The sequence below is a fragment of the Geodermatophilus bullaregiensis genome (assembly GCF_016907675.1).
Lineage (GTDB): Bacteria > Actinomycetota > Actinomycetes > Mycobacteriales > Geodermatophilaceae > Geodermatophilus > Geodermatophilus bullaregiensis.
This window is the reverse complement of the sequence record NZ_JAFBCJ010000001.1, coordinates 4870245-4896496: the sequence shown is the minus strand read 5'-3', so window position 1 is coordinate 4896496 and position 26252 is coordinate 4870245. Positions and strand designations below refer to the sequence as shown.

At 77.6% G+C, this 26252-nt stretch carries 31 protein-coding genes; 12 read left to right on the top strand and 19 right to left on the bottom strand.

The window, feature by feature from the left end; translation table 11 throughout:
* Window positions 1–11 precede the first annotated feature (11 nt).
* From JOD57_RS23530 to JOD57_RS23510, 5 genes are all read right to left on the bottom strand, one after another.
* Window positions 12–398: a hypothetical protein gene (locus tag JOD57_RS23530; RefSeq protein ID WP_204694236.1), complete on the bottom strand. Its 387-nt coding sequence runs from the start codon at window positions 396–398 to the stop codon at window positions 12–14.
* Window positions 395–952, bottom strand: coding sequence for a hypothetical protein (locus JOD57_RS23525; protein ID WP_204694235.1), 558 nt, complete (start codon window positions 950–952; stop codon window positions 395–397). The genes JOD57_RS23530 and JOD57_RS23525 overlap by 4 nt, the downstream gene beginning before the upstream one ends.
* Complete coding sequence (locus JOD57_RS23520; RefSeq protein WP_204694234.1) at window positions 949–1581, bottom strand: class I SAM-dependent methyltransferase; 633 nt, start codon at window positions 1579–1581, stop codon at window positions 949–951. The genes JOD57_RS23525 and JOD57_RS23520 overlap by 4 nt, the downstream gene beginning before the upstream one ends.
* A 38-nt stretch (window positions 1582–1619) precedes the next feature.
* Window positions 1620–2495: an alpha/beta fold hydrolase gene (locus tag JOD57_RS23515; RefSeq protein ID WP_204694233.1), complete on the bottom strand. Its 876-nt coding sequence runs from the start codon at window positions 2493–2495 to the stop codon at window positions 1620–1622.
* Window positions 2496–2557: 62 nt separating this feature from the next.
* Window positions 2558–3130 carry a TIGR03086 family metal-binding protein gene (locus JOD57_RS23510; RefSeq protein WP_204694232.1) on the bottom strand — a complete coding sequence of 191 codons (573 nt, stop codon included), beginning with the start codon at window positions 3128–3130 and terminating at the stop codon, window positions 2558–2560.
* A 37-nt stretch (window positions 3131–3167) separates the two neighbouring features.
* On the opposite strand from JOD57_RS23510, the gene JOD57_RS23505 reads away from it, so the two are divergent.
* Window positions 3168–4016, top strand: a complete 849-nt coding sequence (locus tag JOD57_RS23505; protein WP_204694231.1) for a helix-turn-helix domain-containing protein — start codon at window positions 3168–3170, stop codon at window positions 4014–4016.
* A gap of 9 nt (window positions 4017–4025) precedes the next feature.
* Here the strand turns inward: JOD57_RS23505 and JOD57_RS23500 are convergent, their stop codons facing one another.
* The gene (locus JOD57_RS23500) at window positions 4026–4439 is read right to left on the bottom strand and encodes a PPOX class F420-dependent oxidoreductase (protein ID WP_204694230.1); all 414 of its coding nucleotides are present in this window, start codon (window positions 4437–4439) and stop codon (window positions 4026–4028) included.
* A gap of 194 nt (window positions 4440–4633) precedes the next feature.
* Between JOD57_RS23500 and JOD57_RS23495 the strand changes: the two genes are divergently transcribed.
* Together JOD57_RS23495 and JOD57_RS23490 are read left to right on the top strand one after the other, a co-directional pair.
* Window positions 4634–6151: a dihydrolipoyl dehydrogenase family protein gene (locus JOD57_RS23495; RefSeq protein ID WP_204694229.1), complete on the top strand. Its 1518-nt coding sequence runs from the start codon at window positions 4634–4636 to the stop codon at window positions 6149–6151.
* On the top strand, window positions 6148–6636 hold the full coding sequence (locus JOD57_RS23490) for a DUF1579 family protein (RefSeq protein WP_204694228.1): 489 nt from the start codon (window positions 6148–6150) through the stop codon (window positions 6634–6636). Before JOD57_RS23495 ends, JOD57_RS23490 begins: the two co-directional genes overlap by 4 nt.
* 49 nt (window positions 6637–6685) lie before the next feature.
* On the opposite strand, the gene JOD57_RS23485 is transcribed toward JOD57_RS23490, so the two are convergent.
* The gene (locus JOD57_RS23485; protein ID WP_204694227.1) at window positions 6686–7897 is read right to left on the bottom strand and encodes an MFS transporter; all 1212 of its coding nucleotides are present in this window, start codon (window positions 7895–7897) and stop codon (window positions 6686–6688) included.
* Window positions 7898–7941: 44 nt separating this feature from the next.
* On the opposite strand from JOD57_RS23485, the gene JOD57_RS23480 reads away from it, so the two are divergent.
* On the top strand, window positions 7942–8529 hold the full coding sequence (locus JOD57_RS23480; protein WP_204694226.1) for a TetR/AcrR family transcriptional regulator: 588 nt from the start codon (window positions 7942–7944) through the stop codon (window positions 8527–8529).
* Window positions 8530–8634: 105 nt separating this feature from the next.
* Here the strand turns inward: JOD57_RS23480 and JOD57_RS23475 are convergent, their stop codons facing one another.
* The gene (locus JOD57_RS23475; protein WP_204694225.1) at window positions 8635–9246 is read right to left on the bottom strand and encodes a CDP-alcohol phosphatidyltransferase family protein; all 612 of its coding nucleotides are present in this window, start codon (window positions 9244–9246) and stop codon (window positions 8635–8637) included.
* Window positions 9247–9366: 120 nt separating this feature from the next.
* Between JOD57_RS23475 and JOD57_RS23470 the strand changes: the two genes are divergently transcribed.
* Genes JOD57_RS23470 through JOD57_RS23455 form a run of 4 tightly spaced genes read left to right on the top strand, consistent with a single transcriptional unit; the run spans window position 9367 to window position 13328 of the window.
* Window positions 9367–10626: an ABC transporter substrate-binding protein gene (locus JOD57_RS23470; protein ID WP_307824892.1), complete on the top strand. Its 1260-nt coding sequence runs from the start codon at window positions 9367–9369 to the stop codon at window positions 10624–10626.
* Between the two features lies 1 nt (window position 10627).
* The gene (locus JOD57_RS23465; RefSeq protein WP_307824891.1) at window positions 10628–11494 is read left to right on the top strand and encodes an ABC transporter permease subunit; all 867 of its coding nucleotides are present in this window, start codon (window positions 10628–10630) and stop codon (window positions 11492–11494) included.
* Window positions 11491–12285: an ABC transporter permease gene (locus tag JOD57_RS23460; RefSeq protein WP_307824890.1), complete on the top strand. Its 795-nt coding sequence runs from the start codon at window positions 11491–11493 to the stop codon at window positions 12283–12285. The genes JOD57_RS23465 and JOD57_RS23460 overlap by 4 nt, the downstream gene beginning before the upstream one ends.
* On the top strand, window positions 12282–13328 hold the full coding sequence (locus JOD57_RS23455; RefSeq protein WP_204694224.1) for an ABC transporter ATP-binding protein: 1047 nt from the start codon (window positions 12282–12284) through the stop codon (window positions 13326–13328). The genes JOD57_RS23460 and JOD57_RS23455 overlap by 4 nt, the downstream gene beginning before the upstream one ends.
* On the opposite strand, the gene JOD57_RS23450 is transcribed toward JOD57_RS23455, so the two are convergent.
* The 4 genes from JOD57_RS23450 to JOD57_RS23435 all read right to left on the bottom strand — a co-directional run bounded on the left by JOD57_RS23450 (window position 13310) and on the right by JOD57_RS23435 (window position 17971).
* Window positions 13310–14722: a radical SAM domain-containing protein gene (locus JOD57_RS23450; RefSeq protein WP_372440284.1), complete on the bottom strand. Its 1413-nt coding sequence runs from the start codon at window positions 14720–14722 to the stop codon at window positions 13310–13312. The two genes, JOD57_RS23455 and JOD57_RS23450, sit on opposite strands and share 19 nt — an antisense overlap.
* A gap of 105 nt (window positions 14723–14827) precedes the next feature.
* On the bottom strand, window positions 14828–15688 hold the full coding sequence (locus JOD57_RS23445) for an NAD(P)-dependent oxidoreductase (protein ID WP_204694222.1): 861 nt from the start codon (window positions 15686–15688) through the stop codon (window positions 14828–14830).
* Window positions 15689–15847: 159 nt separating this feature from the next.
* The gene (locus tag JOD57_RS27125) at window positions 15848–17428 is read right to left on the bottom strand and encodes an MFS transporter (RefSeq protein WP_204694221.1); all 1581 of its coding nucleotides are present in this window, start codon (window positions 17426–17428) and stop codon (window positions 15848–15850) included.
* A 135-nt stretch (window positions 17429–17563) separates the two neighbouring features.
* Entirely contained in the window at window positions 17564–17971 is a 408-nt protein-coding gene (locus JOD57_RS23435) for a RidA family protein (protein ID WP_204694220.1), read from the bottom strand.
* A gap of 61 nt (window positions 17972–18032) precedes the next feature.
* On the opposite strand from JOD57_RS23435, the gene JOD57_RS23430 reads away from it, so the two are divergent.
* Genes JOD57_RS23430 through JOD57_RS23420 form a run of 3 tightly spaced genes read left to right on the top strand, consistent with a single transcriptional unit; the run spans window position 18033 to window position 20190 of the window.
* The gene (locus JOD57_RS23430) at window positions 18033–18644 is read left to right on the top strand and encodes a TetR/AcrR family transcriptional regulator (protein WP_307824889.1); all 612 of its coding nucleotides are present in this window, start codon (window positions 18033–18035) and stop codon (window positions 18642–18644) included.
* 53 nt (window positions 18645–18697) lie between these two features.
* A complete protein-coding gene (locus tag JOD57_RS23425; protein ID WP_307824888.1) occupies window positions 18698–19639 on the top strand; it encodes a helix-turn-helix domain-containing protein in 942 nt (313 codons plus the stop codon).
* A complete protein-coding gene (locus JOD57_RS23420; protein WP_204694219.1) occupies window positions 19636–20190 on the top strand; it encodes a dihydrofolate reductase family protein in 555 nt (184 codons plus the stop codon). Before JOD57_RS23425 ends, JOD57_RS23420 begins: the two co-directional genes overlap by 4 nt.
* 95 nt (window positions 20191–20285) lie before the next feature.
* On the opposite strand, the gene JOD57_RS23415 is transcribed toward JOD57_RS23420, so the two are convergent.
* The 4 genes from JOD57_RS23415 to JOD57_RS23400 all read right to left on the bottom strand — a co-directional run bounded on the left by JOD57_RS23415 (window position 20286) and on the right by JOD57_RS23400 (window position 23233).
* Complete coding sequence (locus JOD57_RS23415; protein WP_204694218.1) at window positions 20286–20885, bottom strand: YceI family protein; 600 nt, start codon at window positions 20883–20885, stop codon at window positions 20286–20288.
* Between the two features lie 136 nt (window positions 20886–21021).
* A complete protein-coding gene (locus JOD57_RS23410) occupies window positions 21022–21834 on the bottom strand; it encodes an acyl-CoA thioesterase (protein ID WP_307824887.1) in 813 nt (270 codons plus the stop codon).
* Window positions 21835–21893: 59 nt separating this feature from the next.
* Window positions 21894–23039, bottom strand: coding sequence for a thiolase family protein (locus JOD57_RS23405; RefSeq protein WP_204694217.1), 1146 nt, complete (start codon window positions 23037–23039; stop codon window positions 21894–21896).
* 38 nt (window positions 23040–23077) lie between these two features.
* Window positions 23078–23233 carry a hypothetical protein gene (locus JOD57_RS23400; protein ID WP_204694216.1) on the bottom strand — a complete coding sequence of 52 codons (156 nt, stop codon included), beginning with the start codon at window positions 23231–23233 and terminating at the stop codon, window positions 23078–23080.
* A 66-nt stretch (window positions 23234–23299) separates the two neighbouring features.
* Here JOD57_RS23400 and JOD57_RS23395 point away from each other — a divergent pair, with 66 nt between their 5' ends.
* Window positions 23300–23599, top strand: coding sequence for a substrate-binding domain-containing protein (locus tag JOD57_RS23395; RefSeq protein ID WP_204694215.1), 300 nt, complete (start codon window positions 23300–23302; stop codon window positions 23597–23599).
* Here JOD57_RS23395 and JOD57_RS23390 read toward each other — a convergent pair.
* Genes JOD57_RS23390 through JOD57_RS23380 form a run of 3 tightly spaced genes read right to left on the bottom strand, consistent with a single transcriptional unit; the run spans window position 23596 to window position 26227 of the window.
* The gene (locus tag JOD57_RS23390) at window positions 23596–24363 is read right to left on the bottom strand and encodes a crotonase/enoyl-CoA hydratase family protein (RefSeq protein WP_204694214.1); all 768 of its coding nucleotides are present in this window, start codon (window positions 24361–24363) and stop codon (window positions 23596–23598) included. The genes JOD57_RS23395 and JOD57_RS23390 overlap by 4 nt on opposite strands.
* A 50-nt stretch (window positions 24364–24413) precedes the next feature.
* Window positions 24414–25514, bottom strand: a complete 1101-nt coding sequence (locus JOD57_RS23385) for a CaiB/BaiF CoA transferase family protein (protein WP_204694213.1) — start codon at window positions 25512–25514, stop codon at window positions 24414–24416.
* Window positions 25511–26227, bottom strand: a complete 717-nt coding sequence (locus JOD57_RS23380) for a dienelactone hydrolase family protein (RefSeq protein ID WP_204694212.1) — start codon at window positions 26225–26227, stop codon at window positions 25511–25513. Before JOD57_RS23380 ends, JOD57_RS23385 begins: the two co-directional genes overlap by 4 nt.
* Window positions 26228–26252: the final 25 nt, after the last annotated feature.

Below are 26252 nucleotides of genomic sequence, written 5' to 3'. Positions count from 1 at the left end.
CGGCCGGGTGGTCAGGTCCGCTCGCGGTGCCAGCGGACGGCCCCGGCCGAGGCCACCGCCAGCACGATCCCCGACAGGACGGCGCTGCGCCTGGCCACGTCGCCCCCGGCGTGCGCGGTCCACACCGCGGCGGCGTCGAGGGCGGTGAGCAGCAGCGCCACCTCGGTGGTGCGCCGGGCCTGCGGCGCCGGCGTCACCAGCAGCGCGGCGCCCATCGCGATGTTGCGCGCCGCGCCGAGGCGCACGAGCAGCGGCAGCGCGACGTCACCGCCGGCGGCGTCGGGCCGCACCCCCAGCGCGCCGGCGATCCACCGGGGCGCGAACAACGCCGCCGTGCCGATCCAGATCGACAGCGACCCGGCCGTCTTGCGGGTCCCGTCCCACTCTCCGCTGCTCACGCCCGGCCCTTGCCCGCGAACCGCCTGGTCGAACCGGCGACCAGCACGAGCACCAGCGCGAGGAACGGCAGCGTCACCCAGCTGGCCACCACGTCGCTGACCGTGGCGACGGCGAACGCCGCCGCCGACGGCGCGTCCAGCGGACCGAGCACGCCGTCGGCCCCGAGCGCGGCGACCGACGGCGGCAGCGTGATCAGCGCCGACACCCCACCGCCGAGGACGACGCCGGCGAGCACGGCCGCCGGGGAGGTGCGCACCGCCCGCAGCGCCGTCGCGAAGCCCCGCGCGAAGGCACCGGCCGTGCGGACCCGGCCGCCGACCGGGACCTCGGTGAACGCGCCGGTGAGCCAGACCTGCGCGAGCAGGCCGGTGGTGAAGCCGACGACGTCGACCATCAGCGCGTCGAGCAGGCTCGGGTCGCGGTACACCAGCAGCTGACGGGCCACGTCGGGGACGGTGTTGACCAGCGTGACGGCGAGCGAGGCGGCGTAGACGGGGCCGGCGTGCCGGCGCAGCAGGGCCAGCGCAGCGCGGACGGCGTCGGCCGGGCTCACGTGCGGGTCGCGACGGCCTGGATCCACCGGTCGCCGGCCGCCCGGCGCAGCTTCCCCGGCGGGACGTCGAACCCGGCGCGGTGCAGCTCGGCGACCAGCTCGTCGGTGCCGAACCGGTCGGCGGGGTGGCGGGAGACGGCGCGCAGCCAGGGTGCGTCCACGAAGCGGGCGGTCATCTCCGTCAGCGCCAGCAGCCCGCCGGGCCGCAGCACCCGCGCGGCCTCGGCGACCGCGGCCCGCCAGTCGGCGATGTGGTGCAGCGCGTGGAAGTCGACGACGAGGTCGACGCTGCCGTCGTCCACCGGCAGCGCGGTGGCGTCGCCGACGCGGAAGGTGACCCGGTCGGCGAGGTCGGCGCAGGCCATCCGCGCCCGCCCCACCGTGGCCGGGAAGAGGTCGACGGCGGTCACCGACGTCGCGCCGAACTGCTCGACGGCGCACCGCGCGCCCAGGCCGCGCCGTCCGGTGCCGATCTCCACGCAGCGGGCGCCGCGCGCGCCGAGCCGCTGGAGGATGCGCCCCTCGACGCGGCGGCCGATCTCGTCGCGCAGGCGGCTGTCGACCCAGACCCGGTTGGCGTTCACGTAGGTGGGCGGCACGGTGGTGCTGCCGCGCTGGTCGGGAGGCATGTCGCGCGGCTACCCGCTCCGCCGTCCGGGGAACCCGCTCACGGCGCCAGCGCGCCGTACACCTCCCGGGCGTGGTCGAAGACCAGGAAGTGCCCCTCGCCGGCGTACCAGTGCGCCGAGCAGTGCGGCAGCATCGCGGCCAGCACGCGGCCGAGGCCCACCGGCACCTGCCAGTCCTGGGTGCCGTGCCAGACGTGCACCGGCTGCCGCACCTCGCCGACCGGGAAGCCCCACGGCCGGAACAGCAGCGCCCGGTCCTCCGCGAGCGCCCCCGAGCCCTGGCGCATCCCCTCGGTGAAGGTGGCCGCCAGGGCCCGGCGGACGGCGGGCCGGCCGATGACCCGGCGGTCGGCCGGGTTGAGCCGCACCTGCAGGTAGCGCGGCAGCAGCGCCGGGCGGACGGTGAGCGGCGCGAACACCGGCCGCAGCAGCGCCGTCGCCGCCGGCGAGGGCCGGTGCGCGGCCGCCCGCAGGGGTCCCGGCAGCCAGCCCGGCCACGGCCAGGGCACGTCCGGCGGCGGGGCGCCGCCCAGGACCCCCACCGCCCGCACCCGGTCGGGCAGGGCGTGCGCGCAGGCCAGCGCGTAGGCCGCTCCGCCGGACAGGCTCAGCACGGCGAACCGGTCGACGCCGAGGGTGTCGAGCAGCGCAACGACGTCGGCCGGCCAGTCGGTCACCCGCCGGCCCGGCTGCGGGTCGGACCGCCCGAAACCGGGCCGGTCGGGGACGATCAGCCGCACGCCCCAGCGGCGGTAGGCGGCGGGGTCGTCGACGTGGTGCTCCAGCCGGGAGCTCGGCGACCCGTGGCAACCGAGCACCGGCCAGCCGTCGGGGTCGCCCCACTCGGCGTAGGCCAGCGTCCGGCCGTCGTGCAGCTCCAGCCGCCCCTCGCGGGGCCCGTTCGCGGCGTCCACGCCCGGGGGCTACCCGGAGGCGGCGCGATCAGGCACGGCGTCGGCTCAGGCGCGGCGGCCGTTCAGGCGCGGCGGCCGATCAGGGCCAGCACCCGCGCCTCGCGGCCGGCGCCGTCCGGCACCTCGACACCGGGGCGGCAGATGCCCTCCGTGTACAGGGCGTCCCCCCAGCTGCGGGCGCCGGCCTCGAGCCGGTCGAGCTCGGCGTCGGTGAGGCCGGCGTCCTGCCCCGTGGCGCGGGCGAGGTCCCAGCGGTGCGGGACCAGGTCCCAGACGTAGAACTGCTCCAGCGTCTCCCCCACCGTCGTCGGGCCGGAGAAGCCGTCGGAGCGCGCGTCGGCGACGACCGGGTCGCCGACCGCGGCGAGCACCCGCTCCGCGTGCGCGCGCAGCGCCGCGGCCGGGTCGGCAGCGACGTCGGGAGCGGGTCCGAGGTCGACGCCGCGGCCGGTGAGGAACTCGCGCTGCGTGTCGACCACGTGAGCGACGACGTCGCGGGCGGTCCAGCCCTCGCACGGCGAGGCGGCGTCCCAGCGGTCGGCGGGCACGGCGTCGGCGACGGCGAGCAGCGGCTCGACCGCCGCGGTGTAGGCGGTGGCGACGGGGGTGGTGGTGGCGGTGTCCGGGGTCGGCATGGCAGCAGCCTGGCCGCGTGCGGCAGCCTGCGTCTTGATGGAACCCGACAGCCCGCCCCGGCCGGCCCCGCACCGGCGCGACACGATCGAGCGCGCGCACCTGCGCGACCCGCGCGACGCCTCGCACGTCATGTACCGGCACGAGGTGGAGGGCCCGCTGGCCGCACTGGTGCAGCGGTTCTGGATCCCGGTGTGGTCGGTGCCGCCGGGGCAGGAGTCGGTGCAGCGGGTGCTGCAGTACCCGGTCTGCCTCGTCGTCGTGACGCCGGACTACGCCCGCTTCTACGGCGTCGTGTCCGGGCTGTCGACGACGACGCTCCGCGGTGCGGGCTGGGCGGTCGGCGTGATGCTCACCCCCGCGGCCGGCGCGCTGGTCGCCGGCGGTCCGGTGGCGCCCTACACCGACCGGGCGGTCGACGTCGGCGAGGTGCTGGGCGCCGACGGTGCCGCGCTGACCGAGCGGGTGCGCGCGGCCATGGCGGACGACCCGCACTCCCCCGCCGCGCACGCCGGGGCCATGGCCGCCTACGACGACGTGCTGCGCCGGTTCCTGCCGGTCGACGAGGAGGGGGTGCTGGTCGACCGGGTGGTCGCGCTGGTCGAGTCCCGCCACGACCTCACCCGGGTCGACCAGCTGTGCGCCGGGACCGGGCTGTCGGAGCGCGCGCTGCAGCGGCTGGTGCACCGACGGCTGGGGCTGACGCCGAAGTGGCTGGTGCAGCGCCGACGCCTGCAGGAGGCGGCCGGGCGGCTCCGGGAGCGCAGGACGACGGTGGCCGAGGTCGCCGCGGACCTCGGCTACGCCGACCAGCCGCACCTGACCCGCGACTTCGCGCGGGTGACCGGGATGACGCCGGGCGAGTTCGCCGCCCGGTACGGGGGCTGAGCGGCCGGCTCAGCCCATGGCGGTCTGCCGCTCCGGCTCGATCCAGATGGTGACCCGCTCGGTCCTGATGTTCTCCGCCGGGTAGGGCCGGCCGTCGTACTTCTGCGACAGCTCGTCGATCTGCGCGCGGGCCTCCGGGCCGGTCGTCGTGTCCACCACCCGGCCGCGCACCTCGGCGTAGCGGTAGGGGTTGCCCTCGTCGCGGATGGCGAGGGTGACGCGGGCGTCGCGCTTGAGGTTCTCGAACTTGCGCCGTCCCGTCTCGGTGTTGACGTAGAGCCGCTCGCCGTCGGTGCCCACCCAGATGTACTGGGTCTGGATGCGCCCGCTGGGCAGCAGCGTGCTGATCGCCGCGAAGTTGGGCCCCTCCGCCAGCTCGCGGGTGACCGGGAGGAGCTCGGGACCGTCCTGGGTGTCTGCCACGGCTGCCGCCCTACCCGCCGTGCTCGCGCGGCACGCCTCGGTGACCGGCGGCCGTGCGCCCGCCGGTGGGTCGGCGGCACCGGGGTCGTGCGCCTGCCGTCGCGGCGACCGGACTGCGCACCGCACCTCGCCGTGGGACGTTCGGGGCCGTCCTCGCCGGGAGCGGCCCGCCGAGTGCGACCCGGAGGAGAGCCGTGGCCCGCGAGCGCACCTGGGACCTGGCCGTCGTCGGCGGCGGGACCGCCGGCCTGGTCGGGGCCCGCACGGCCGCCGCCCTGGGCGCCCGCGTCCTGCTCGCCGAGCGGGACCGCCCCGGCGGCGACTGCCTGTGGACCGGGTGCGTGCCGAGCAAGGCGCTGCTGGCCGCCGCCGCCCGCGCCGCGGAGGCCCGCACCGCCTCCCGGCTCGGCGTGACCGTCGGGGACGTGCGGGTCGACCTCGGCGCGGTGATGGCGCACGTGGAGGGGGCCGTCGCCACGATCGAGCCGGAGGACTCCCGCGAGGCGCTGGAGGCGGCCGGCGTCACCGTCGTCCGCGGCACCGCCCGGCTCACCGGCCCGCGGACCCTCGACCTCGACGGGCGGACGACGGCCTTCCGCGCCGCGCTGCTGGCCACCGGCGGGAGGCCGGTCCTGCCGCCGGTGCCCGGCCTGCGCGAGGCCGGCCCGCTGACCAGCGAGACCGTGTGGGACCTCCACGTCCTCCCCCACCGGCTGGTCGTCCTGGGCGGCGGCGGCACCGGCTGCGAGCTCGGCCAGGCGTTCGCCCGCCTGGGTGCGCAGGTCACGCTGGTCGAGGCGCTGCCGCGGGTGCTGCCCGGCGAGGACCCCGACGCCTCCGCGCTGGTCGCCGCCGCCCTGGAGACCGACGGCGTCCGGCTGCTCACCGGCACCCGGGTCACCGCCGTCTCCGGCGAGCCCGGCGGCCCCGCCGACGTCACCGTCGAGGGTCCCGGCGGGCGGCGCACGCTGGGCTGTGACCGGCTGCTGGTGTCGGTCGGACGGCGCCCCGACACCGCCGCCCTCGATCCCGCGGCGGCCGGCGTCGACCTCGACGACCGCGGGTACGTCCGGGTCGACGGCGCGCTGCGCACCACCAACCCGCGCGTCTGGGCGGCCGGCGACCTCACCGCCGTCTCCCACTGGACGCACACGGCCGGGGTGCACGGCGCCACCGCCGCGGCCAACGCCGTCCTCGGGCTGCGCCGCCGGGTCGACCCCACCGCCGTCCCCCGGGTCACCTTCACCGACCCGGAGGTCGCCGCGGTCGGTGCCCGAACGTGGGCGGACGGCGAGCCGGCCCCGCGCACCGTCACGCGGCCCGCCGGCCGGGTGGACCGGGCCGTCGCCGAGGGCCGCACCGACGGCTTCGCCCGCTTGGCGCTCGGTCCGCGCTCGCGGGTCGTCGGCGCCACCGTCGTCGGCCCGCGGGCCGGGGAGGTGCTGGCCGAGCTGACCCTCGCCGTCCGCACGGGGCTGCGCACCGCCGACCTGGCCGCGACCACGCACCCCTACCCGACGCACGCCGACGGCCCGTGGAACGCCGCGCTCGACGACGTCCGGACCCGGCTGGCCCGCGCACGGCCGGCCACGTCCGCGCTGGTGCGGCTGCGGCGGCTGCTCGACCGGGGTCGGCGCAGCGATGACTTCCGCCCGTCCGGCGGGTCCGAGGAGGTGACCACCGCACACCGCGCCGCGAGGAGGACGCCGTGACCACCGAGCACGACCACACCGACGAGGCGGGCGGGCCCCGCACCCCCGAGCCCCACCCGAGGCTGCGCGACCTCGACGTCCTGGTGGGCACGTGGCGGCTCGAGGGCCGCGACCTCGACGGCGGCGCGCCGTTCACCGGCACGGTGACCCGGCGCTGGATGCCGGGCGGCCACTTCCTCGTGCAGGAGACCAGGACGGACGGCGACGAGCACGCGGGCGCCGAGTACATCGGCTACGACCACGCCCAGCAGACGCTGCGCTCGATGCTCTTCAGCGACGAGGGGCCGGGTCCGTTCTGCTCGTTCGCCCTCGAGTACTTCTGGGAGATCGACGGCGACGACCTCACGATCTGGCACGGGTCCCGGGGCTCCCCGGCGCGCTTCAGCGGCACGATCGACCGGCGCGCCGGCACCGTCGACGGGCGGTGGGAGTGGCCCGGCGGCGGCTACCGGGCCACCGCGACTCGCGTCAACGGGCCCGGGTGAGCGGCGCGGTCCCCGTCGGGGGCACCGGTGCCCGGTGCCGCCTCGTCGCTCACCGCACCCGGATCGTCCGGCGGCTCGCCCCGGCGGGTGCCGCGACGGGGTGGCCGCTCTGGCGTGCGGCGGCGACGGTGCTCAGCAGGACCAGGGCGGCGGCGCCCAGGAAGCCGGTGGCGAGGGAGGTGACGTCGGCCAGGGCGCCGAGGGCGGCGGCCCCGAGGGCCTGGCCGGCGGTGAGGGCGACGAACAGGATCGCCGTGGACCCGGCCGCGCGGTGCGGGGTGACGCGGGTGGCGCAGACGATGAGGACGCCGCTCATGGCGACGTAACTGCCGCCGAACGCGGCCAGCGCGACGGCGGCCGGCAGCACGAGGCCGGGCAGGACGACGAGGACGGCCGTCGCGGCGGCCATCACGACGGCGGTGGCGGCCCACGCCCGGCGCGGACCGAGGCGGTGCACGAGGTCACCGCTGGCGGCGCCCAGGATGCCGGCGCCACCGAGCACGGACCACAGCAACGCGGTGGTGACCGCGGGCAGGCCGCCGGTGGTGGCCAGCAGGTCGCGCCCGAAGGTCCACACGGCCGCGCTGCCCGCGCCGGCCAGCAGGGCTGCGACCAGCGACGGACGCAGGGCCGCCAGATCGGTCCGCAGCCGGGAGGCGTCCGCTCGCGGCGCCGCCGGCCCGGTCGGCCACGTGGTGCGCCGGTCGGCCCACCAGGTCACCACCACGGCGGCCACCGCGAAGCCCACCCACAGCAGGCGCCACTGGCCGGACAGGGCGGCGGCCAGCAGACCGCCGACGACGACTCCTCCGCCGGTGCCGCTGTTCACGACCGCCTGGGCGCGGTCGGCAGCCGGCGCGCGGACGGTGGCGGCCACCGCGGCGACCAGTGCCGGGGACGCCGCGCCGGCCGCGCTGCCGGCGACGACCACGCCGACGGCCAGGCTCGTGGCAGACCAGGCGGCGGCCGTTCCCAGCGCCCCGACCGTCGCGAGGGCGCACGCCGTCCAGAGGGTGAGGCGGGGACGGCCCCGGGAGACCAGCCACTGGGCCAGCAGCGCGGCGGCGCAGTACCCGGCGAAGCTGCCCGCGGCGACGGCGCCCGCCACCGTGCCGGGCAGGGCGAACTCGGCGGTGAAGGCGGGCAGGTGGAGCCCGTAGCCGAACCGGACCAGGCCGTAGGTGACCGCGATGACCCCGGTGCCCGCCGCCACCAGCGACCCGGCCCGCCGCTCGACCTGCTCCATCCGAGGTACCTCCACGGCCGTAACGATCGTTATGGTGAGTCGATCGTTACAGTAGTCGGGTGGCGGCGGATCGCACGACGACACCCGCGCGCGAACGGCTGCTGGAGGCCGCCGACCGGCTCTTCTACGCCCGCGGGATCGCGGCCACCGGCGTCGACGCGGTGCTGCAGCTGGCCGGCGCGTCCCCGGCCACGCTCTACGCCCACTTCGCCGGCAAGGACGGCCTGGTCGCCGCCTACCTCGAGCGTCGGCACCACCGCTGGCGCGCCACCTGGGACGCCGTCCTCGCTGGGGCCGAGGACCCCGTCGACCGGCTGCTCTCCGTCCTCGACGCCCTCGTCCTCTTCCGCCGGCAGGAGGGCGCCACCCGTGGCTGCGCCTTCCTGGCCGCCGCCGCCGAGCTCCCCGCCGCCGACCACCCGGCGCGGGCGTGGATCGAGGCCGACACCACCCTGCTGCACCACCGGCTGCACGAGCTGGCTCTCGCTTCCGGCGCCGACGACCCCCGTGCGCTCGTCGCGGAGCTGGTGCTGGTCTACGACGGCACGCTGGCCGCCTACGCCCGGGGAGCTCCCGACCCGGTGCCCGCCGCGCGGGAGCTGGCCCGGCACGCGATCCGGCGCCACTCGGTCACGGGCTCCGCCTAGCCGCCCCGAGGGCCGGCGGAGCGCGGTGGCCGTCGTGAGGACGGACCCGTCACGCTGACGCCGCCGCGACGTCACGAGGGCGAGAGCCCGCCCGAGCCCGCGGGGTCAGCGCAGCGCGCGGTGGCCGGCGACCATCCGCTGCAGGCCGCTGACGCCGACCACCGCGGCCCAGACCCAGGCGATCGTCCCGGCGTGCGCGGGCAGCAGCAGCCACAGGGAGTGCACCAGCACGGTCTCGGTGCCCTCGGCCAGCCCCCCGAGGAACGACAGGGAGCGCCCGTCGTCCAGCCGCCGTCCGGTCCGCTCGGCCAGGGAGGAGAAGGCGAGGAACGTCGCGCCGTTGAGGTAGTAGGCGACCAGCACCGCCACGAACGGCAGCAGCGACCCGCCGTACCCGATCCCGACGCCGGCCACGGTGGCGCCGTAGACGAGGAAGTCGGCGGTGATGTCGAGGTAGCCCCCGGCCGCCGAGAGCGGCTGCCCGTCGCGGGCGCGGCGGCGGGCGAGCACGCCGTCGAGGCCGTCGGCGACCCGGGACAGCAGCCACAGCGCCAGCGCGGGGACCCAGAGCGCGCCGGTGGCCGCCGCGGCCGAGCCGAGACCGAGGGCCAGGCCGAGCAGCGTCACGCGGTCGGGGGTCACGGCCGGGCGGTCCACCCGCGCGGCGAGGCCCTCCAGCGCCGGCGCCACGAGCCGCCGGGTCGTCCCGTCGAGCACAGCGCCTCCTCCGCCTGGCGCGCGACCGGGTTGCGTGACAGCCTTCGCGCGATCGCCATCCTCCCGGGCAGCCCGCCCCGCCGCCTGCCCGTCGCGACCCCTGATCGAGGAGCCGCCCCCGTGCCGAGCAGCCGGCGCCACCTGCGCGTGCCCACCCTCCTGACGGGCGCCGTCCTGGTGACCTCCGCCTGCTCCGGCGCGGCCGGGCCGGGCGCCACGGGCGGCCCGTCGACCACCGCGCCCGACCGCAGCTGGGACGAGGTGCTCGCCGAGGCCGACGGCCAGACGGTGGACCTGTGGATGTACGGCGGCGACCAGCTCGGCAACGCCTACGTCGACGACGTCCTGGCCCCCGCCGCCGCCGGGCTCGGCGTGACCCTGCGCCGGGTGCCGGTCACCGACACCGCCGACGCCCTCAACCGGGTGCTCTCCGAGCTGCAGGCCGGCACCGACGACGGCAGCGTCGACCTGGTGTGGGTCAACGGCGAGAACTTCGCCAGTGGCCGGCAGGCCGACGCGTGGCTGTGCGGCTGGACCGACCAGCTGCCCTCGATGGCGTACGTCGACCCGGAGGACCCGCTGCTGACCAGCGACTTCGGGACGCCGGTCGACGGCTGCGAGGCGCCGTGGCACAAGGCCCAGTTCGTGCTGGCCTACGACTCCGCGGCCGTGACCGACCCGCCGTCGTCGATGACCGAGCTGTTCGCCTGGGTGGAGGCCAACCCCGGGCGCTTCACCTACCCCGCCCCGCCGGACTTCACCGGCTCGGCGTTCCTCCGCCAGGCGCTCTACGCCGTCGCCGGTGGCCCCGACGAGGTGCCCGCCGAGTTCGACCAGGCGGCCTTCGACGAGCTCGCCCCGGAGCTGTTCGACCGGCTGGCCGCGCTCGCCCCCTCGCTGTGGCGGGCCGGCGACACCTACCCGCAGGACCTCGCCGCGCTCGAGGAGCTCTACGCCGGTGACCAGGTGGACGTGACCATGACCTACGGGCCGGCGACGCTGGCCCAGCAGGTCGCCTCCGGCGCGCTGCCGGCGGGCACCCGCGTCCTGCCGCTCGAGGGCGGCACCCTGGGCAACGCGAGCTTCCTGGCCGTGCCGGTCAACGCCGCCGACCAGGCCGGCGCCCTCGCCGTCGCCGACCTGGCCCTCACCCCGGAGCAGCAGCTGGCCAAGGCCGACCCCGCCGTCTGGGGGCAGTACCCGGTGCTCGCCCCGGACCGGCTGCCCGGCGACGTCGCGGCCGCCTTCGCCGCGCTGCCGTCGTCGGAGGCGGTGCCGCCGTTCGAGGAGCTCTCCCGCGACGCGGACCCCGAGCTCGGCGCCGGCTGGGTCGGCCCGCTGGAGGACGGCTGGCGCAGCGACGTCCTCGGCGCCGGCTGAGGTGCCGGCGCCGGTACCGGCCCCGCGGTCGCGCGCCCTGCTGCTCCTGCTGCCCGCCGTCGTGCCGACGGCGGCGGTGCTGGGTGCCGCCCTGACCGTGGCGGTGCTGCAGAGCACCGGGCTGCTGCCGGTGGTCGGCGAGCCCGAGCCGTCGCTGGCGGCCTACCGCGAGCTGGCCGGCGGGCGGGCGCTGCTCGACGGGCTGCGGGTGTCCCTCGGGATCGCCGCGGCCAGCACCGCGCTGGCGCTGGCCGTCGGGCTCGGGACCGCGCTGCTGGCCCGCACCACCCGGCTCGGCGGGCGGCTGCTGCGCGCGGCCGCGGCGGCGACCGTGCCGGTCCCGCACCTGGTCGGCGCCGCCGCCGTCGGCCTGCTGCTGGCCGACTCGGGGCTGGCCGCGCGCACGCTGTCGGTCACCCCCGGGCAGTTCCCGCCGCTGGTCGCGGGCCCGTGGTGGGCCGCCGTGGTCGCCGAGTACGCGTGGAAGGAGTCGGCGTTCGTCGCCCTGGTCGTCCTCGCCGCGCTGGCCGCCGGGGAGCGCGAGCTCGACGAGACCGCGGCGACCCTCGGCGCCGGGCCCTGGCAGCGCCTGCGCCGGGTCGCCCTGCCGCTGGCCGCGCCGGCCGCGATCGGCGCCGGCGGGGTCGGCTTCGCCTACGTGCTCGGCTCCTACGACGTCGCCTGGCTGCTCGGCCGCAGTTCCCCGGAGCCGCTGCCGGTGCTGGCCCACCGGCTGTTCACCGACGTCGACCTGGCGCGCCGCGAGCAGGCGCTGGCCGTCGCCGTCGTCACCACCGTGCTCGCGCTGGCCGGCCTGGTGCTCACCGCCGCGCTGCTGGCGCGCACCGCCCGCCGGGCAGCCGCGTGAGCCGGGTCGCGCCGGCGCGGCAGCGGGCCGGCGTCGCCCCCCGGGTGGCGCTGCTCCTGGCCTGGTTCGCACTCCCCCTGGTGCCGCTGCTGCTCTGGGCGGCCGCCGACCGCTGGTCCTACCCGGCCGCGCTGCCCACCGACTGGGGCGTCACCGGCTGGCGGCAGGCGCTCGACCAGGGCGCGCTGCCCGCGCTCGGGCGCTCGGTGCTGCTCGGGCTCGCGGTGGCCGCGCTGGCCACCCCGGCCGGCGCCATGGCCGGCCGGGCGCTCGCGCTGCACCGCGTCCCCGCGCGCCGGGTCGTGGAGGCGCTCCTGCTCGCGCCGGTCGCCGTCCCGCCGTTCGCGGTGGTGATGGGGCTGACCACGCTCGCGCTGCGGCTCGGCGTCCCGGCCGGGGTGGGGCTGGTGGTGGTGCTCGCCGTCTCGGCGGTGCCCTACACGGTCTTCGTCATGCGGGCGGCCTACGCCGGGCACGACATCGGCATGGAGGAGGAGGCGCGCACCCTCGGCGCCGGTCCGCGGGCGGTGCTGCTGCGGGTGCACCTGCCGCTGCTCGCCCCGGCGCTGGCCACCGCGGCGTTCCTCGCCTTCCTCGTCGGCTGGAGCGACTACGTGGTGACGCTGGTGGTCGGCGGCGGCCGGCTGGTCACGCTGCCGATGCTGGTCGGCGCCCTGTCGTCGGCCACGGGCAACGACGCCGTCGTCGCCGCGGTGTCGCTGGCCGCCGTCCTGCCGCCGCTGGCGCTGCTGCTCGCGACCGCGCTGCTGGCCCGCCGGGGCGCCCGGTGAGCGCGGAGCTGCGCGTGGCGGGCCTGCGCCGGGAGTTCGGCGGCGCGGTCGTGCTCGACGGCGTCGACCTCACCGTCCCGGCCGGCGGCTGCGTCGCCCTGCTCGGGCCCTCCGGCACCGGCAAGAGCACCGTGCTGCGGCTGGTGGCCGGCCTGGACACCCCCGACGCCGGCCGCGTCACCGCCGGCGGCCGCGACCTCACCGGGCTGGCACCCGAGCGGCGCGGCACGGCGATGGTCGGCCAGCGGCCGCGGCTGTTCCCGCACCTGTCGGTGCTCGACAACGTCGCCTTCCCGCTCGCCGTCGCCGGACGCCGGCGCCGCGCCGCCCGGGCCGAGGCGGCCGGCCACCTGGACCTGGTGGGGCTCGGCGACCTGGCCGGACGGCGCCCGGCCACGCTCAGCGGCGGTCAGGAGCAGCGGGTCGCCCTCGCCCGGGCGCTGGCGGCCGCGCCCGCGGTGCTGCTGCTCGACGAGCCGTTCAGCGCCCTGGACCCCGGCGTCCGCGCCGACATGCACCGGCTGCTGGCCGACCTGCGCTCCGCCGTCTCCCCCACCGTGCTGCTGGTGACCCACGACCGGCAGGAGGCCGCCGCGGTCGCCGACACCGTCGCGGTGCTGCTCGACGGGCGGATCGCCCAGCACGACACGGCCGAGGCGCTGCACACCCGGCCGGCGTCGCTGGCCGTGCACCGCTTCCTCGGCGGGCTGGTCGAGGTGCCCGGCCGGGTCGAGGGCGGCGCGCACGTCTCGGCGCTCGGGCGGCTGGCCCTGCCGTGCGCTCCCCCGCCCGGCCCCGCCGTGCTGGTCGTCCGCCAGGAGGCGGTCGGCCTGGTGGCCGCCGGCGACCCGGCCGCCGACGCGACGGGCACGGTCGGCCGGGTCGCCCCGCGGGGCGCGCGGTCGCTGGTGGAGGTGGCCACCGCCGCCGGGACGCTGGCCGCCGAGGCCGGGCCGGGGCTGGCCCCGCCGGCCGGCGCCGCCGTCGGGCTGGTGCTCCCCGTGGCCCAGCGCTGGGTGGTCGCTCAGCCCGCGGCGGGCTGACGCACCTCCACCAGCGGCAGCAGCCGGCGCAGCTCGCGGTTCTCGTCCGGGTCGAGCACGGAGTGCTGCACGCAGGCGGGCACCGTGCGGCCCTGCTCGGGGTGGGCCATGGCGTAGACGCAGGCGCCCAGCCGCTCCTGGGTGGCGCGCACACCCGGGTCGTCGGCCACGACCCCGCGCTCCATCAGCTCCCAGGCCGGCGCGACCTGCGCGGCGTCCATGAAGCTGTGCATGACCACGGTGAACGGCCGCACCCGCCCGCGCGCGGCGGCCAGGCCGCGCACCCCGCCGGAGCGGCGCAGCGCGCGGCGCAGCCAGCCCAGGGCCGCCGGCAGGACGGCGAGGTTGCCGCCGACGGCGCGCAGCAGCCGGGGCACCAGTACCGCCGGCGGGGTGCCGGTGAGCTGCAGCCCACCGAAGCGGGCGAGGAAGGCGTCGCGGACGGCGAGGTCGCGGGGGTCGGTGTCGTCGAGCACCGGCACGAACCGGCCGCCGACCAGCCAGCCCCACGCGGTCCGGTTGCAGCGCGGGTCGCCCATCTGCAGCGCCCGCCAGGGCAGCCGGGTGCCCATGCCGCGCTCGACCTCGGCCCAGACATCGTCGTCGGTGTGCTCGCGGAAGCCCTCCTTCCAGCGGCGCCGGTCGCCGACGAAGGCGGCGGGCTGGAAGGAGAGCATGTCGTAGCCCAGCGGCGCGGTCGTGGCCGCGACCTCGGCGACCTGGCCGAGGTTGCTCGGGGTGACGGTCATGTTGTGCGCCAGGTAGGAGCGCACGCCGTGCTCGGCCCGCAGCCGGCGGAACATCTCGACGAAGGCCCGGCGGAAGGGCTCGAGCTCGGCCTCGCGGCGCGGCCGGGGCAGCCCGCGACGCCCGCGCATGAGCGAGTCCATGTGGGCGGCGAAGGAGACCCGCGGGAGCCGCGGCCGCCCGTCGGGGGCGAGCACGAGCCGGCGCAGGTAGTCCTCGGTGAAGTCTCCGTGGGTCATGCTCATCGGCTCGCGGCCGTGCCGGCGCATGGCCAGCAGCGCCGCGGCGTGCGCGTCGGGGTCGAGCAGGCTGACCTCGCCCCCGATGAGCTGGGCGTGCCCGTGCGGGCCGCGCAGCTCCTCGAGCAGGGCCATCTGCGCCTCCACCTGGGCCACGGTGTGCTCGCCGTCGACGCGCACCTTGTTGGCGTCGGCGGAGTGGTAGCAGGGCGAGCAGGTGAGGTCGCACCTCGGGAAGACGCCGTGGGTGCCCTCGCAGCCGACCGCGTGCCGGCCGACCAGCTGGGCGGGCGTGCGCGCCGACTCCGGCAGCTCGGCCCACCGGCGGGCCAGGGCGGCCGCCTTGAGCCGCGGCACCGGCCGGGTCGCCTCGAGCCACCGCTTCAGTCCCCGCCGCACCCGGACCATCCGCCGTCCCCCCGCCGGGGCCGCGTCCCGGCCCGCTCCCGGGAGTCTCCCCGCGATCGGGGGCGCGCGCACCGGCCGCCCACCACCGGTCCGGGCGCCGCGGGCTCAGTCCTGCTCGAGCCCCCGGACGACGGCGGCCATGTCGACGGCGCCGGGGTCCTCCCGCCGGCCGGCCGCCTCCATGGTCTCCAGCACCGCGGCGGTGAGCCGGTCGTCGACGCCGGCGCCCTGCAGGGCCGCGCGGATGAGCCGGGCGTCTTTGGTCGCACCGGACAGGCCGAAGCTCGGCGGGAAGTCGCCGGCGATCATCAGGCCGCCCTTGAGGTGGGCGTAGGGCGAGTCGACCGGGCCGCCGGAGATGGCGTCGAGGAAGCGCTGCGGGTCCAGGCCGAGGCCGCGGGTCAGCGCGATCGCCTGGGCGGCGCCGGTGGTCAGCATGAACAGCCACGAGTTGCAGGCCAGCTTCAGCCGGCTGCCCGCCCCGGCCTCGCCCAGCCAGACGGTCGTCGACCCCAGGGCGTCGAACACCGGGGCCAGCCGCTCGCGGGCCTCCTCCGGGCCGGAGGCCAGCAGCGTCAGTTCGCCCTTCGCGGCGGGCTCCTTCGTCCCGAGGACCGGGCAGTCGACGAGCACCAGGTCGAGGTCACGGGCGGCCGCCACCGTGCGGTCGGCCCCCTCGACGCCGACGGTCGAGCACTGCAGCCACGTCGTCCCGGCCGCCGGCGCGGCCTGCGTGACGACGTCGACCGCCGCGTCGGCGTCGAGCACCGTCGTCAGGACGACGTCGGCGCCCGCCGCCGCCTCGGCCGGCGTGGCGGCGGCCTCCGCGCCGGTGTCCGTGAGCGCCCGCGCCTTCACGGTGTCGCGGTTCCACACCCGCACGGGCAGACCCGCCCGCCGCAGCGAGGTCACCATCCCGGCGCCCATCGTCCCCGCGCCGAGCACCGCCACCGTCGGTTGCGCCATGCCCTGATCCTGCGCGGCCGGACGGCGCCCCGCAGGTCAGCACCGTGTGCACGCACGGCGGATCGACCCGCCCCGGGTCCACGCTGCGTGCACACACCGCGAGCGCCCCCGTCCCGGGCTCCCGATCGGCACCGCCGTCCGGGCGCCGTCCGCGGCGAGCTAGTGGTGGAACGCGTGGCCGTGGCCGTGCACGCCGTCGGGGCCGTGCCGCTCGCGCGGCGGGTCGGCCCCGTCGTCGTCGGCCCCGACGTCGGCCGCGGCCTCGCGGTCCCGGCGCTCGTGGCGCAGGTCCACGATCGCGAGCACGAGCGCCGCCAGGGCGCCGAGCACCGAGACGCCCAGGCCCGCCGCGGCCGCCGCGGGGTAGTCGTCCCCGGTCGCGGCGAGCACCAGGTAGAACAGGCCGGGCAGGGCGGCGGTGCCCACCGAGGCGCCGAAGCGCTGCGCCGTCTGCAGGCCACCGCCGGCCGACCCGGCCATCGCCACGGGCACCTCGCGCAGCGTCATCGTGATGTTGGGCGAGATGACGAAGCCGCCGCCGATCCCGCCGAGCAGCAGCGCCGGCGCGATCGCCCAGCCGGCCGACGACGGCGGCACCAGCAGCAGCACGGCGGCGGTCGCGGCCAGCCCGAGCACGACGCCGGTGAGGCCGAGGACGGTCAGCCGCCGTCCGTACCGCTCGACCAGCCGACCGGCGACGACGGCCGCCGTCGCCGAGCCGAGCGCGAACGGCGTGACGGCCAGGCCCGACTGCAGCGGGGTGTAGCCCAGGCCGGTCTGGAAGAACAGCGCGAGGACCAGCCAGATGCCGCTGAAGCCGACGAAGTAGACGGTGCCCAGCGCCGCGCCGATCCCGTAGCCGCGGGTCTGCGTGACCAGCCGCGGGTCGAACACCGGCTGCCCGTCGCGGGCCACCACCCGCCGCTCCCACGTGGCGAAGACCGCCAGCAGCGCCGCACCGACGAAGAAGAGCCACCACAGCCGCGACAGGCCGCCGGCCTCGGCCTGCACCAGCGGGTACAGCACCGCCAGCGCACCGGCGCCGAGCAGCAGCACCCCGACGACGTCGACGTGCCCCCGGCCGCCGGAGCCGCCGCGGGGCAGCAGCCGCAGCGCGAGCAGGAAGGCGACGACGCCGATCGGCACGTTGACGTAGAACAGCCAGCGCCAGCCGTCCGGGCCCGACGCCAGGCCGAGGATGGCGCCGCCGGCGACCGGCCCGACGGCGGTGGAGATGCCCACCGTGGCGCCGAAGAGGCCGAAGGCCCGCCCGCGCTCGGCGCCGCGGAAGAGCTGCTGGATGAACGCGGAGTTCTGCGGCGCGAGGCACCCGGCGGCCAGCCCCTGCGCGAGCCGGGCGGCGATCAGCCAGCCCACCGACGGTGCGGCCCCGGCCGCCGCGCTGCACACCACGAACCCGGCCAGGCCGACGAGGAACAGCCGCCGGCGGCCGAAGGCGTCGCCGAGCCGGCCGGCCGGCACCAGCGCCAGCCCGAAGGTGAGCGCGTAGCCGGACACGACCCACTGCACGGTGGCCGGTGTCGCGCCGAGGTCGGTCTGCAGCGAGGGCAGCGCCACCGACACGATGCTGACGTCGAGCAGGCTCATGAACCCGACGACGAGGGTCACCGACAGCGCCCGCCAGCGGAGGGGGTCGGGCCGGTACTCCTCGACGTCTCCGGGTGCGATGTCGCCGGACGCGGTCCGGAGTGCGGCGTCGGCCGTGGCGCGGGGTGGCACGAGGGGAGCCTCCGGGGAGCAGGCGGGCGAGGCGCGGCGGGCCCTGCGCGCCGGTCTCGGAGGGAGGCCGCCGTCCGCGGCGGAACCCGCGGGTGCCCTACCCGGTGGCGCCCCACCGACACCCGCCGGTCCGGGTCAGTCGAGGACGGCGGTGGCGTCCACCTCGATCAGCAGGTCGGGCTCGCCGAGCGCGGCGACCCCGATGAGCGTCACCGGCCGCACCAGGTCGTGCCCGAGCCGCTCGCCGGCCCGCGCGACGCCCGCCCCGAGCTCGGCCAGCTTCGCCGGCTCCCAGTCGACGACGTAGATCGTCATCTTGGCGACGTCGTCGAAGCCGCCCCCGACGGCCGCCAGCGCGGTGGCCACGTTGAGGAGGGCCTGCTCCGTCTGCGCGGCGAGGTCCCCGGCGCCGACCGGCTCCCCCGCCGCGGTGCGGGCGACCTGACCGGCGAGGTAGACGGTGCGGCTGCCGCGGGCGACCGCGGCCTGCCGGTAGACGTCGGAGACGGGCAGGCCGGGCGGGTCGATCAGCTCGACGGTCACGGTTCCTCCTCGGGAGGGGTCGGGGAGCCGAACCATAGCGTTGCTATGGCATGATGCGCCAGTGCCCCGTCCCGCCGATCCCGCCGTCCGCCGGCTGCTGGTCGAGCGCGCCGCGCGGATGCTCGCCGACCGGGAGCCGGTGACCCTGCGCTCGCTGGTCGAGGGCACCGGCGTCTCGACGATGGCCGTCTACACGCACTTCGGCGGCATGCCCGGACTGTGGAGCGCCGTCCGCCAGGAGGGCTTCTCCCGGCTGACCGGCCGGCTGGCCGGCGTCCCCCACACCGCCGACCCGGTGCACGACCTGGCCGCGCTCGGCGTGGCCTACGCGCGCAACGCCCTGGCGCACCCGGAGCTGTACGGGGCGATGTTCGACGCCGGCGCCCGGCTGGCCGACGAGGCCGCCGCGGGGGCGCCGTTCGAGCGGCTGGTCGAGGCGGTGGCGCGGGCCCGGGACGAGGGACGGCTGGCCGCCACGACCGACCCCCGCACGCTGGCCACCCAGTACTGGGCCGCGGGGCACGGGCTGGTCTCGCTCGTGGTGCAGGGGGTGCTGCCGGGCGACGTCCTGGCACCGCTGAGCACCGCCACGACGGTGGCGCTGCTGGTGGCCGCCGGCGACGGGGAGGCGCGGTGCCGGGCGTCGGTCGACCGGGCGTGGGCCGCCGGCTGAGGTGCGCAAGAACGGTCGGGTGCGCGGGGCCGCCGGCTCGCCAGACTGGCACGGTGACCGCTCCCCTCCCCGGCCGCGACCGGTTGCGCGAGCTGCTCGACGCCGTCCTCGACGAGGACAACCGGTCACTGGCCGACATGGCCGGCGACGCCTTCGCCTCCCCCTTCCACTTCAGCCGCCAGGTGTCGGTCGGCGCGGGCGAGGCACCGGTGGCGCTGCGCCGCCGGGTCGTCCTCGAGCGAGCGGCCTGGCAGCTGCGCTCCGGCGCCCGCGTGACCGACGTGGCCCTCGCCGCCGGCTACGAGTCGGTCGAGGGCTTCAGCCGCGCCTTCGCCCGCGCCTACGGCCGCACCCCCGGCAGCGTCGCCGACGACGACGCCGGCCGCCCGCGCACCCGCGACGAGCACTGGCTGCCCGCGCCCAACGGCATCCACTTCCACCCGCCCTCGTCGCTGTGGGTCAGCGACGAGCCGGTGCGCCGCGGCGGCGACGAGGTGACCGCGCTGCTGGTGCACCACGGCGTCGAGGACACCCGGGCGCTGCTCGAGCTGGCCAAGGGCCTGGACGACACCGAGTACCGGCGGGTGCGGTCACCGGGGCTGACCGTGCTGGCCTGGGACGGCCCCGACGAGTCGCTGGCCACCCTGCTCGAGCACCAGGTGTGGACCCTCGAGGTGTGGGTCGCCTCCGTCGAGGGCGCCGACCACCCCGCGCGAGGCGCCGACGACCCGGCCACGCTGCTCGACCGGCACGACGCGGTCGCCCCGCGCTGGCTGGCGGCGGTGCGCGACGTCGCCCGGCGCGGCGCCTGGAACGACCGGCTGGTCGACGCGCTGTGCGAGCCGCCGGAGAGCTTCGTGCTCGCCAGCGTCGTCGCGCACGTCCTCACGTTCTCCGCGCACCGCCGCCTGCTGGCGCGGCACTGGCTGCGCGAGGCCGGCGTCGCCGTCGACGCCGGCGACCCCATCGAGTGGCTCTCCCGGAGGGACCGATGACCCGCACCGTCTACTACACCGCCACCTCGCTCGACGGCTTCGTCGCCGACCGCGACAACTCGCTGTCCTGGCTGCTCTCGCGCGAGAGCGACCAGGAGGGCCCGATGGGCTTCGCCACCTTCGAGAAGGGCCTCGGGGCCATCGTCATGGGGTCGACGACCTACCGGTGGGTCCAGGACAACGGCGGCCCCGACCCGTGGTCCTACACCCAGCCGGCGTGGGTCCTCACCCACCGCGACCTCACGCCGTTCCCCGGGGCGGACATCCGCTTCACGGCCGCGGACACGCGGGAGGAGCTCGCCGCCCTGCACGCCGAGATGGTGGCGGCGGCCGGCGGGCTCGACGTCTGGGTGGTCGGCGGCGGGCCGGTGGCCGCACAGCTGGCCGAGGCCGGCCTGCTCGACGAGGTGGTCGTCGCGATCGCGCCGGTCACCCTCGGCGGTGGCGCCCCACTGCTGCCGGCGCGGGTGGAGCTGGCGACCCGGGAGGTGGCGCAGAACGGGGAGTTCGCCTGCGTCCGCTACGCGGTGGTGCGTCCCGACGCCGCCTGAGCCGGCCGGCGACGGAGGCACCGGGCAGGGAGCCGCGTCGGCGTGTCGACACGTCGACGGGGGGACAGGTCGACGCGGCGACACGCCGACAGGGGTCAGGCGCTGCGGATCACCGAGACGTCGAACTCCACCTGGATGCGGTCGCTGACCAGCACGCCGCCGGTGTCGAGCGGGGTGTTCCAGGTCAGGCCCCAGTCGCTGCGCTTGATGGCCAGCGCGCCCTCGAAGCCGACCCGGGTGTTGCCGAAGGGGTCCTTGGCCGAGCCGGTGAGGGTGAACTCCACCGACACCGGCCGGGTCGTGTCGCGGATGGTGAGGTCGCCGGACACCTCGTAGGTCTCGTCCTCGAGCTGCTCGACGTCGGTCGAGCGGAACACGATCTCGGGGTAGCGCTCGACGTCGAGGAAGTCCGGCGAGCGCAGGTGGGCGTCGCGGTCGGCCTGGCCGGTGTCGATGCTCGCCGTCCGGATGCGGATGGTGACGCTGCTGGCCGTCGGCTGCAGCACGTCCAGGTGCGCCTCGCCCTCGAAGTCGGTGAACGCCCCGCGCACCGTCGTCACCATGGCGTGCCGCGCCCGGATGCCGATCCGGGTGTGCGCCACGTCGATCGTGTAGTCGCCGGTGACGTCGACCAGCGCGGTCGTCGCCGCGTCGAAGTCGGTGGGACCACCCTCAGCTGCCCGGTGCTTGGCCACGTGTCCGTCCTTCCCCCTCGCCGGTCCCCCATCCTCGTCGATCCCCCCGCCGACGACACCGGCGGGCTCCCCGCCGGGTCGGGCGGGCACGGGCACGGGCTCGGCGGCCGGCCCGACGGGCGGGACGGGGGCCGGGTCAGCGGCCCGGGCGGAACGGGTTGCGGCCGGGCCGGAACAGCGTCTCCTGGGTGAGGCTGGCGGCCAGGACGCCGTCGCGGGTGGTGAGCGAGCCGGTGTACCAGCCGCGCCCGCCGGAGACGGTGGCCGGGACGAGGTCCACGAGCACCCACTCGTCGAGCCGGGCGGGCCGGTGGAACCACAGCGCGTGGTCCAGCGTCGGTCCGGGGGCGGCCTCGTCCTCCGGCAGCGCCGACAGCCCGGTGCCGATGTCGGAGAGGTAGGCCAGCGCGCACGCGTGCAGCAGCGGGTCGTCCGGCAGCGCCACCGTCGTCCGCGCCCAGAAGCGGGTCGGCAGCGCCGCGGTCGCGTACGGCTGCTCCGGCCGCCGGCTCTCCATGGAGAACAGCCGCGGCAGGGTCAGCGGCGGGCAGTCCTCCGGCGGCTGTGTCACGGGCGCCCCGGCCACCTGGACGTCGGGCCCGGCCGTCGGCGCCTGGAACGACGCCGACATCGACAGCACCACCTCACCGCCCTGCACCGCGACCACCCGGCGGGCGGAGAAGGAGCCGCCGTCCCGGTCGCGGTCGACGCGGAAGACCGTGGGCCGGGCGGCGTCGCCGCTGCGCAGGAAGTAGCCGTGCAGCGAGTGCGGCAGCCGGTCGGGCGCCACGGTGCGGCCGGCGGCCAGCAGCGCCTGCGCGGCGACCTGGCCGCCGTAGAGGGGGAACGGGTCGGTGAAGACCAGCGTGCTGCGGTAGAGGTCGCGGTCGACCTCCTCGAGGGTGAGGACGTCGGTCACGGTCGGCGAGCCGGCTGCGGTCTCCTGCACGATCGGGCAACGTAGCCGGAGCCCGGGACCGCCCCTGCAGGCGGCCCCGGGCCCGGGTGTCAGAGCAGCTCGAGGATGGTGGCGTTGGCCTGACCGCCGCCCTCGCACATCGTCTGCAGGCCGTAGCGGATCCCGTTGTCGCGCATGTGGTGCACCAGCGTGGTCATGATCCGCGCGCCCGAGCCGCCCAGCGGGTGGCCGAGGGCGATGGCGCCGCCGTTGGCGTTGAGCGCCTTGGGGTCCGCACCCAGGTCGGCCAGCCAGGCCAGGGGCACCGGGGCGAAGGCCTCGTTGACCTCGAACGCGCCGATCTCGTCGACCGACAGCCCCGACCGCGCCAGCGCCTTCTGCGTGGCCGGGATCGGCGCGGTCAGCATGATCACCGGGTCGGCACCGGCCAGCACCGCGGTGTGCACGCGGGCGATCGGGCGCAGCCCCAGCTGGGCGGCCTTCTCGCTGGTGGTCATCAGCAGCGCGGCCGAGCCGTCGGAGATCTGCGAGGAGTTGCCGGCGGTGATCACCCCGCCCTCGGGCCTGAACACCGTCTTGAGGGTGCCGAGCTTCTCGACCGTCGACTCGCGGATGCCCTCGTCCTGGCTCACGACCGCGCCGTCGGGTGTGGTCACCGGGGCGATCTGGGCGTCGAAGCGGCCCTCGGCCCGGGCGGCGGCGGCCTTCTCGTGACTGGCCACGGAGTACTCGTCGCACTGCTGGCGCGACAGCCCCCACTGCTCGGCGATCATCTCCGCGCCGACGCCCTGGTTGATCTGCACGCCGCCGTAGCGCTCGTGGAACCGGGGACCGAAGGGGTCGGCACCGGCGCGGGCGGTGCCCATCGGCACCCGCGACATGGACTCCACGCCGCCGGCGACGACGACGTCGTACTGGCCCGAGACCAGCCCGGCGGCGGCGAAGTGCACCGACTGCTGCGAGGAGCCGCACTGCCGGTCCACCGTCACGCCGGTCACCGTCTCCGGCCAGCCGGCTGCCAGCACCGACGTCCGGGCGATGTCGAAGGTCTGCTCACCGACCTGCGACACACACCCCCAGACGACGTCCTCGACCTCGGCCGGGTCCAGCCCGACCCGCTCCACCAGCGAGGTCAGCACGTGCGCCGACAGGTCGACCGGGTGCACCCCCGACAGCCCGCCGTTGCGCTTGCCCACCGGCGTGCGCACCGCCTCGACGATCACCGCGTCCCGCATGTCCTGCTCCCATCCGACCGGCTGTGGTGCCCGGCACACTAACCCGCGGGCGACGGGGCGGCGGCGGCCCGGGCGGGGCGCCGGAGGAGCACGGCCGCGGCTGCCGCGAGCGCCGCGGCCGTGAGCCAGCCGAGCGGCGCCCCGGCCAGCGGGACGCCGGTGCCCTCGGTGGCGCCGACGACGAGCAGGACCACCGCGACACCGAGTGCCGAGCTGGGCGGCGATGTTGACGACGCCGGCGGCGGTGGCCTGCAGACCGGGTGCGACGTCGGTCCCCGGGGAGGTGGCGGCCACCGAGGACAGCCCCCCAGGGGGCGCTGCGCACCGCGGCGGACCTCGCACTGCGGGTGCCCGGGGACCTGTCCGTCGCCGGCTTCGACGACGCCGCCCCCGCCGCCGGGCTCGGCCTCACCACCGTGCGGCAGCCCACCCGGCTCAAGGGGAGGACGGCCGCGCAGGACCTGCTCGACCGGCTCGCCGGCCGGCCGGCCCCGGAGCCGCGGGCGCTGCCCACCGAGCTGGTCGTCCGGACCTCGACCGGCCCCGCGCCGGCGTCCTAGCGTCCCCGCCAGACGGGCGCGCGGCGCTCAGCGAAGGCGGTCGCGCCCTCGCGGGCGTCCTCGGAGGAGAACACCGGCTCGATCAGCGCCTGCTGCCGCGACCAGCCCTCCTCGGCGGTCCAGTCGGCGGTGCTGCGGGCGATCTCCTTGGTCGCCGCGACCGCCAGCGGCCCGTTGGCGGCGATCACCTCGGCCAGCGCGACGGCGGCGTCGAGGGCCCCGCCCTCGTCGACGACCCGGTTGACCAGGCCGACGGCGGCGGCCCGCTCGGCGTCCACCGGCTGGCCGGTCAGCAGCATCTCCATCGCCACGGCCTGCGGCACGCGGCGCGGGAGGAACAGCGCGGCGCCGGCCGCGGCCACCAGCGACCGGGTCACCTCCGGCACGCCGAAGCGGGCCGAGCGCCCGGCGACGACGAGGTCGCAGGCCAGCACCAGCTCGAACCCGCCGGCCAGCGCCCACCCCTCGACGGCGGCGACCAGCGGCTTGCGCGGCGGCGTCTGGGTGATCCCGCACAGCCCCCGCCCCTCGATCGAGGGGCGCTCGCCGCGCAGGAACGCCTTGAGGTCCATGCCGGCGGAGAAGGTGCCGCCGGCGCCGGTCAGCACCCCGGCGCGCAGCTCGTCTTCGGCGTCGAGCTCGTCGACGGCCGCGGCGACCCCCCGGGCGACCGAGGCGTCGAGGGCGTTCTTGGCCTGCGGCCGGTTGATGGTGACCACCTGGACGGCGCCCCGCCGCTCCACCAGCACGCTGTCGTCGGACACGGGTGCGACCTCCTCCTCCGCGGCGGCGCCGCGGTGCCTGTGCGTCCCCGTCAGCGGGGGCGCGACCACTCCTCCAGCAGGACGTGCGCGTCCGCCGGACCCGGCGGCACCGGCGCGGGCGGGCCGGCCGGTGTCCGGGAGAACCGCGGGGCGGGCGCCGCCTGCAGCACGCCGTCGACCTCGACGAGCGTGCCGCGGGCGGCCAGGTGCGGGTGCGCGGCGGCCTCGTCCGGCTCGAGCACCGGGGTGACGCAGGCGTCGGTGCCGTCGAACACGCGCTCCCAGTGCTCCCGTGGCTGCGCGGCGAAGGCCGCGGTGAACGCCTCGCGCAGCCGCGGCCAGCCGCGCGGGTCCATCTGCGCCGGCAGGTCGGCGCCGGTGAGCCCGAGCCCCTCGAGCAGCGCGGCGTAGAACTGCGGCTCCAGCGCCCCGACGGCGACGAAGCGGCCGTCGGCGCAGGGGTAGACGTCGTAGAAGGGAGCGCCGCCGTCGAGCAGGTTGGTGCCCGGGCGGTCCGACCACAGCCCCTGCCCGCGCAGCGACCACATGAGCTGCGAGATCACCGCCACGCCGTCGACCATCGCGGCGTCCACCACCTGGCCGCGCCCGGACCGCGTCCGCTCGTGCAGCGCGGCGAGGACGCCGACCAGCAGGAGCATCGAGCCGCCGCCGTAGTCGGCGACCAGGTTCATCGGGAAGCGCGGCGCCTCGCCCGGCCGGCCGAGCGCGGCCAGCGTGCCGGTCAGCCCGAGGTAGTTGACGTCGTGGCCGACCCGGTCGGCCCACGGGCCGTCCTGCCCCCAGCCGGTCACGCGGGCGTAGACCAGGCCGGGGTTGCGGGACAGGCACTCGTCGGGGCCGACGCCCAGCCGCTCGGCGACGCCGGGGCGGAAGACGTCGACCAGCACGTCGGCCCGCCCGGCCAGGCCGAGGACGAGGTCGCGGCCCCCGGGGGTCTTGACGTCCGCGGCGATCGAGCGCCGGCCGCGCAGCACCGCGTCCCGGCCGGCGGTCCCCATCGACAGGCCGCCCGAGGGCCGCTCCACCCGGACGACGTCGGCGCCGAGGTCGGCCAGCACCATCGCCGCGTGCGGCCCGGGGCCGATGCCGCCGAGCTCGACCACCCGCAGCCCCGCCAGCGGGCCGCTCACGCGGCGCTCCGCAGGTGCCGGTCGAAGAAGCGCAGGATCCGTCCCCAGGCGTCCTCGGCGGAGGGCTCGTGGAAGGCGAGGCCGGCCAGCCGCTCCAGCGGCGAGAACGGTCCCGTGCTGTGCCGGTTGAGGAAGGAGTGCCCGGCGTCGGGGTACTCGTGCACGTCGTGCTCGACGCCGAGGGAGGTCAGCGTCGTCCCCAGCCGGGCCGCCGCCCCGCGCAGCCCGACGTCGCGGCGGCCGTAGCTGGCCACCACCGGGCAGGCGCCGCGCAGCACCTCCTCGAGGTCTGCCGGGAGCGGGCCGTAGTTGGGCGCGGAGACGTCGAAGCCGCGGGTGGCGCCGTACAGCGCGAACTTGCCGCCCATGCAGAAGCCGAGCACCCCGACCCGGCCGGTGCAGTCCCCGCGCGCGGCCAGGAACCGCCGGGCCGCCTCCAGGTCGCCGAAGGCCGGGCCCTCGCCGCGCGACAGCGACCGGAACGTCGAGCGCAGGCAGCGCAGCGCCCCGCCGGCGGAGAACAGGTCGGGCGCGACCGCCAGGTAGCCGGCCGCGGCCAGCCGGTCGGCCTGCTGCCGGATGTCGTCGGTCAGGCCGAAGGCCTCGTGGACGACGACGACGCCGGGCCAGGGCCCCTCCCCCACGGGCGGGACGGCGAGGTGCGCGGACAGCTCGGGCGCGCTCGCCCCGCCGGGGATCACGGTGGTGGGCAACGGGGACGCCTCCCTGGTCACAGCG

Coding starts and splice junctions, on each gene's coding strand:
- JOD57_RS23405 (WP_204694217.1), bottom strand. CDS start 23,039: ATGCGGGACGCGGTGATCGTCGAGGCGGTGCGCACGCCGGTGGGCAAG.
- JOD57_RS23520 (WP_204694234.1), bottom strand. CDS start 1,581: ATGCCTCCCGACCAGCGCGGCAGCACCACCGTGCCGCCCACCTACGTG.
- JOD57_RS23505 (WP_204694231.1), top strand. CDS start 3,168: ATGGAACCCGACAGCCCGCCCCGGCCGGCCCCGCACCGGCGCGACACG.
- JOD57_RS23420 (WP_204694219.1), top strand. CDS start 19,636: ATGACCCGCACCGTCTACTACACCGCCACCTCGCTCGACGGCTTCGTC.
- JOD57_RS23445 (WP_204694222.1), bottom strand. CDS start 15,688: ATGGCGCAACCGACGGTGGCGGTGCTCGGCGCGGGGACGATGGGCGCC.
- JOD57_RS23510 (WP_204694232.1), bottom strand. CDS start 3,130: ATGCCGACCCCGGACACCGCCACCACCACCCCCGTCGCCACCGCCTAC.
- JOD57_RS23450 (WP_372440284.1), bottom strand. CDS start 14,722: ATGGTCCGGGTGCGGCGGGGACTGAAGCGGTGGCTCGAGGCGACCCGG.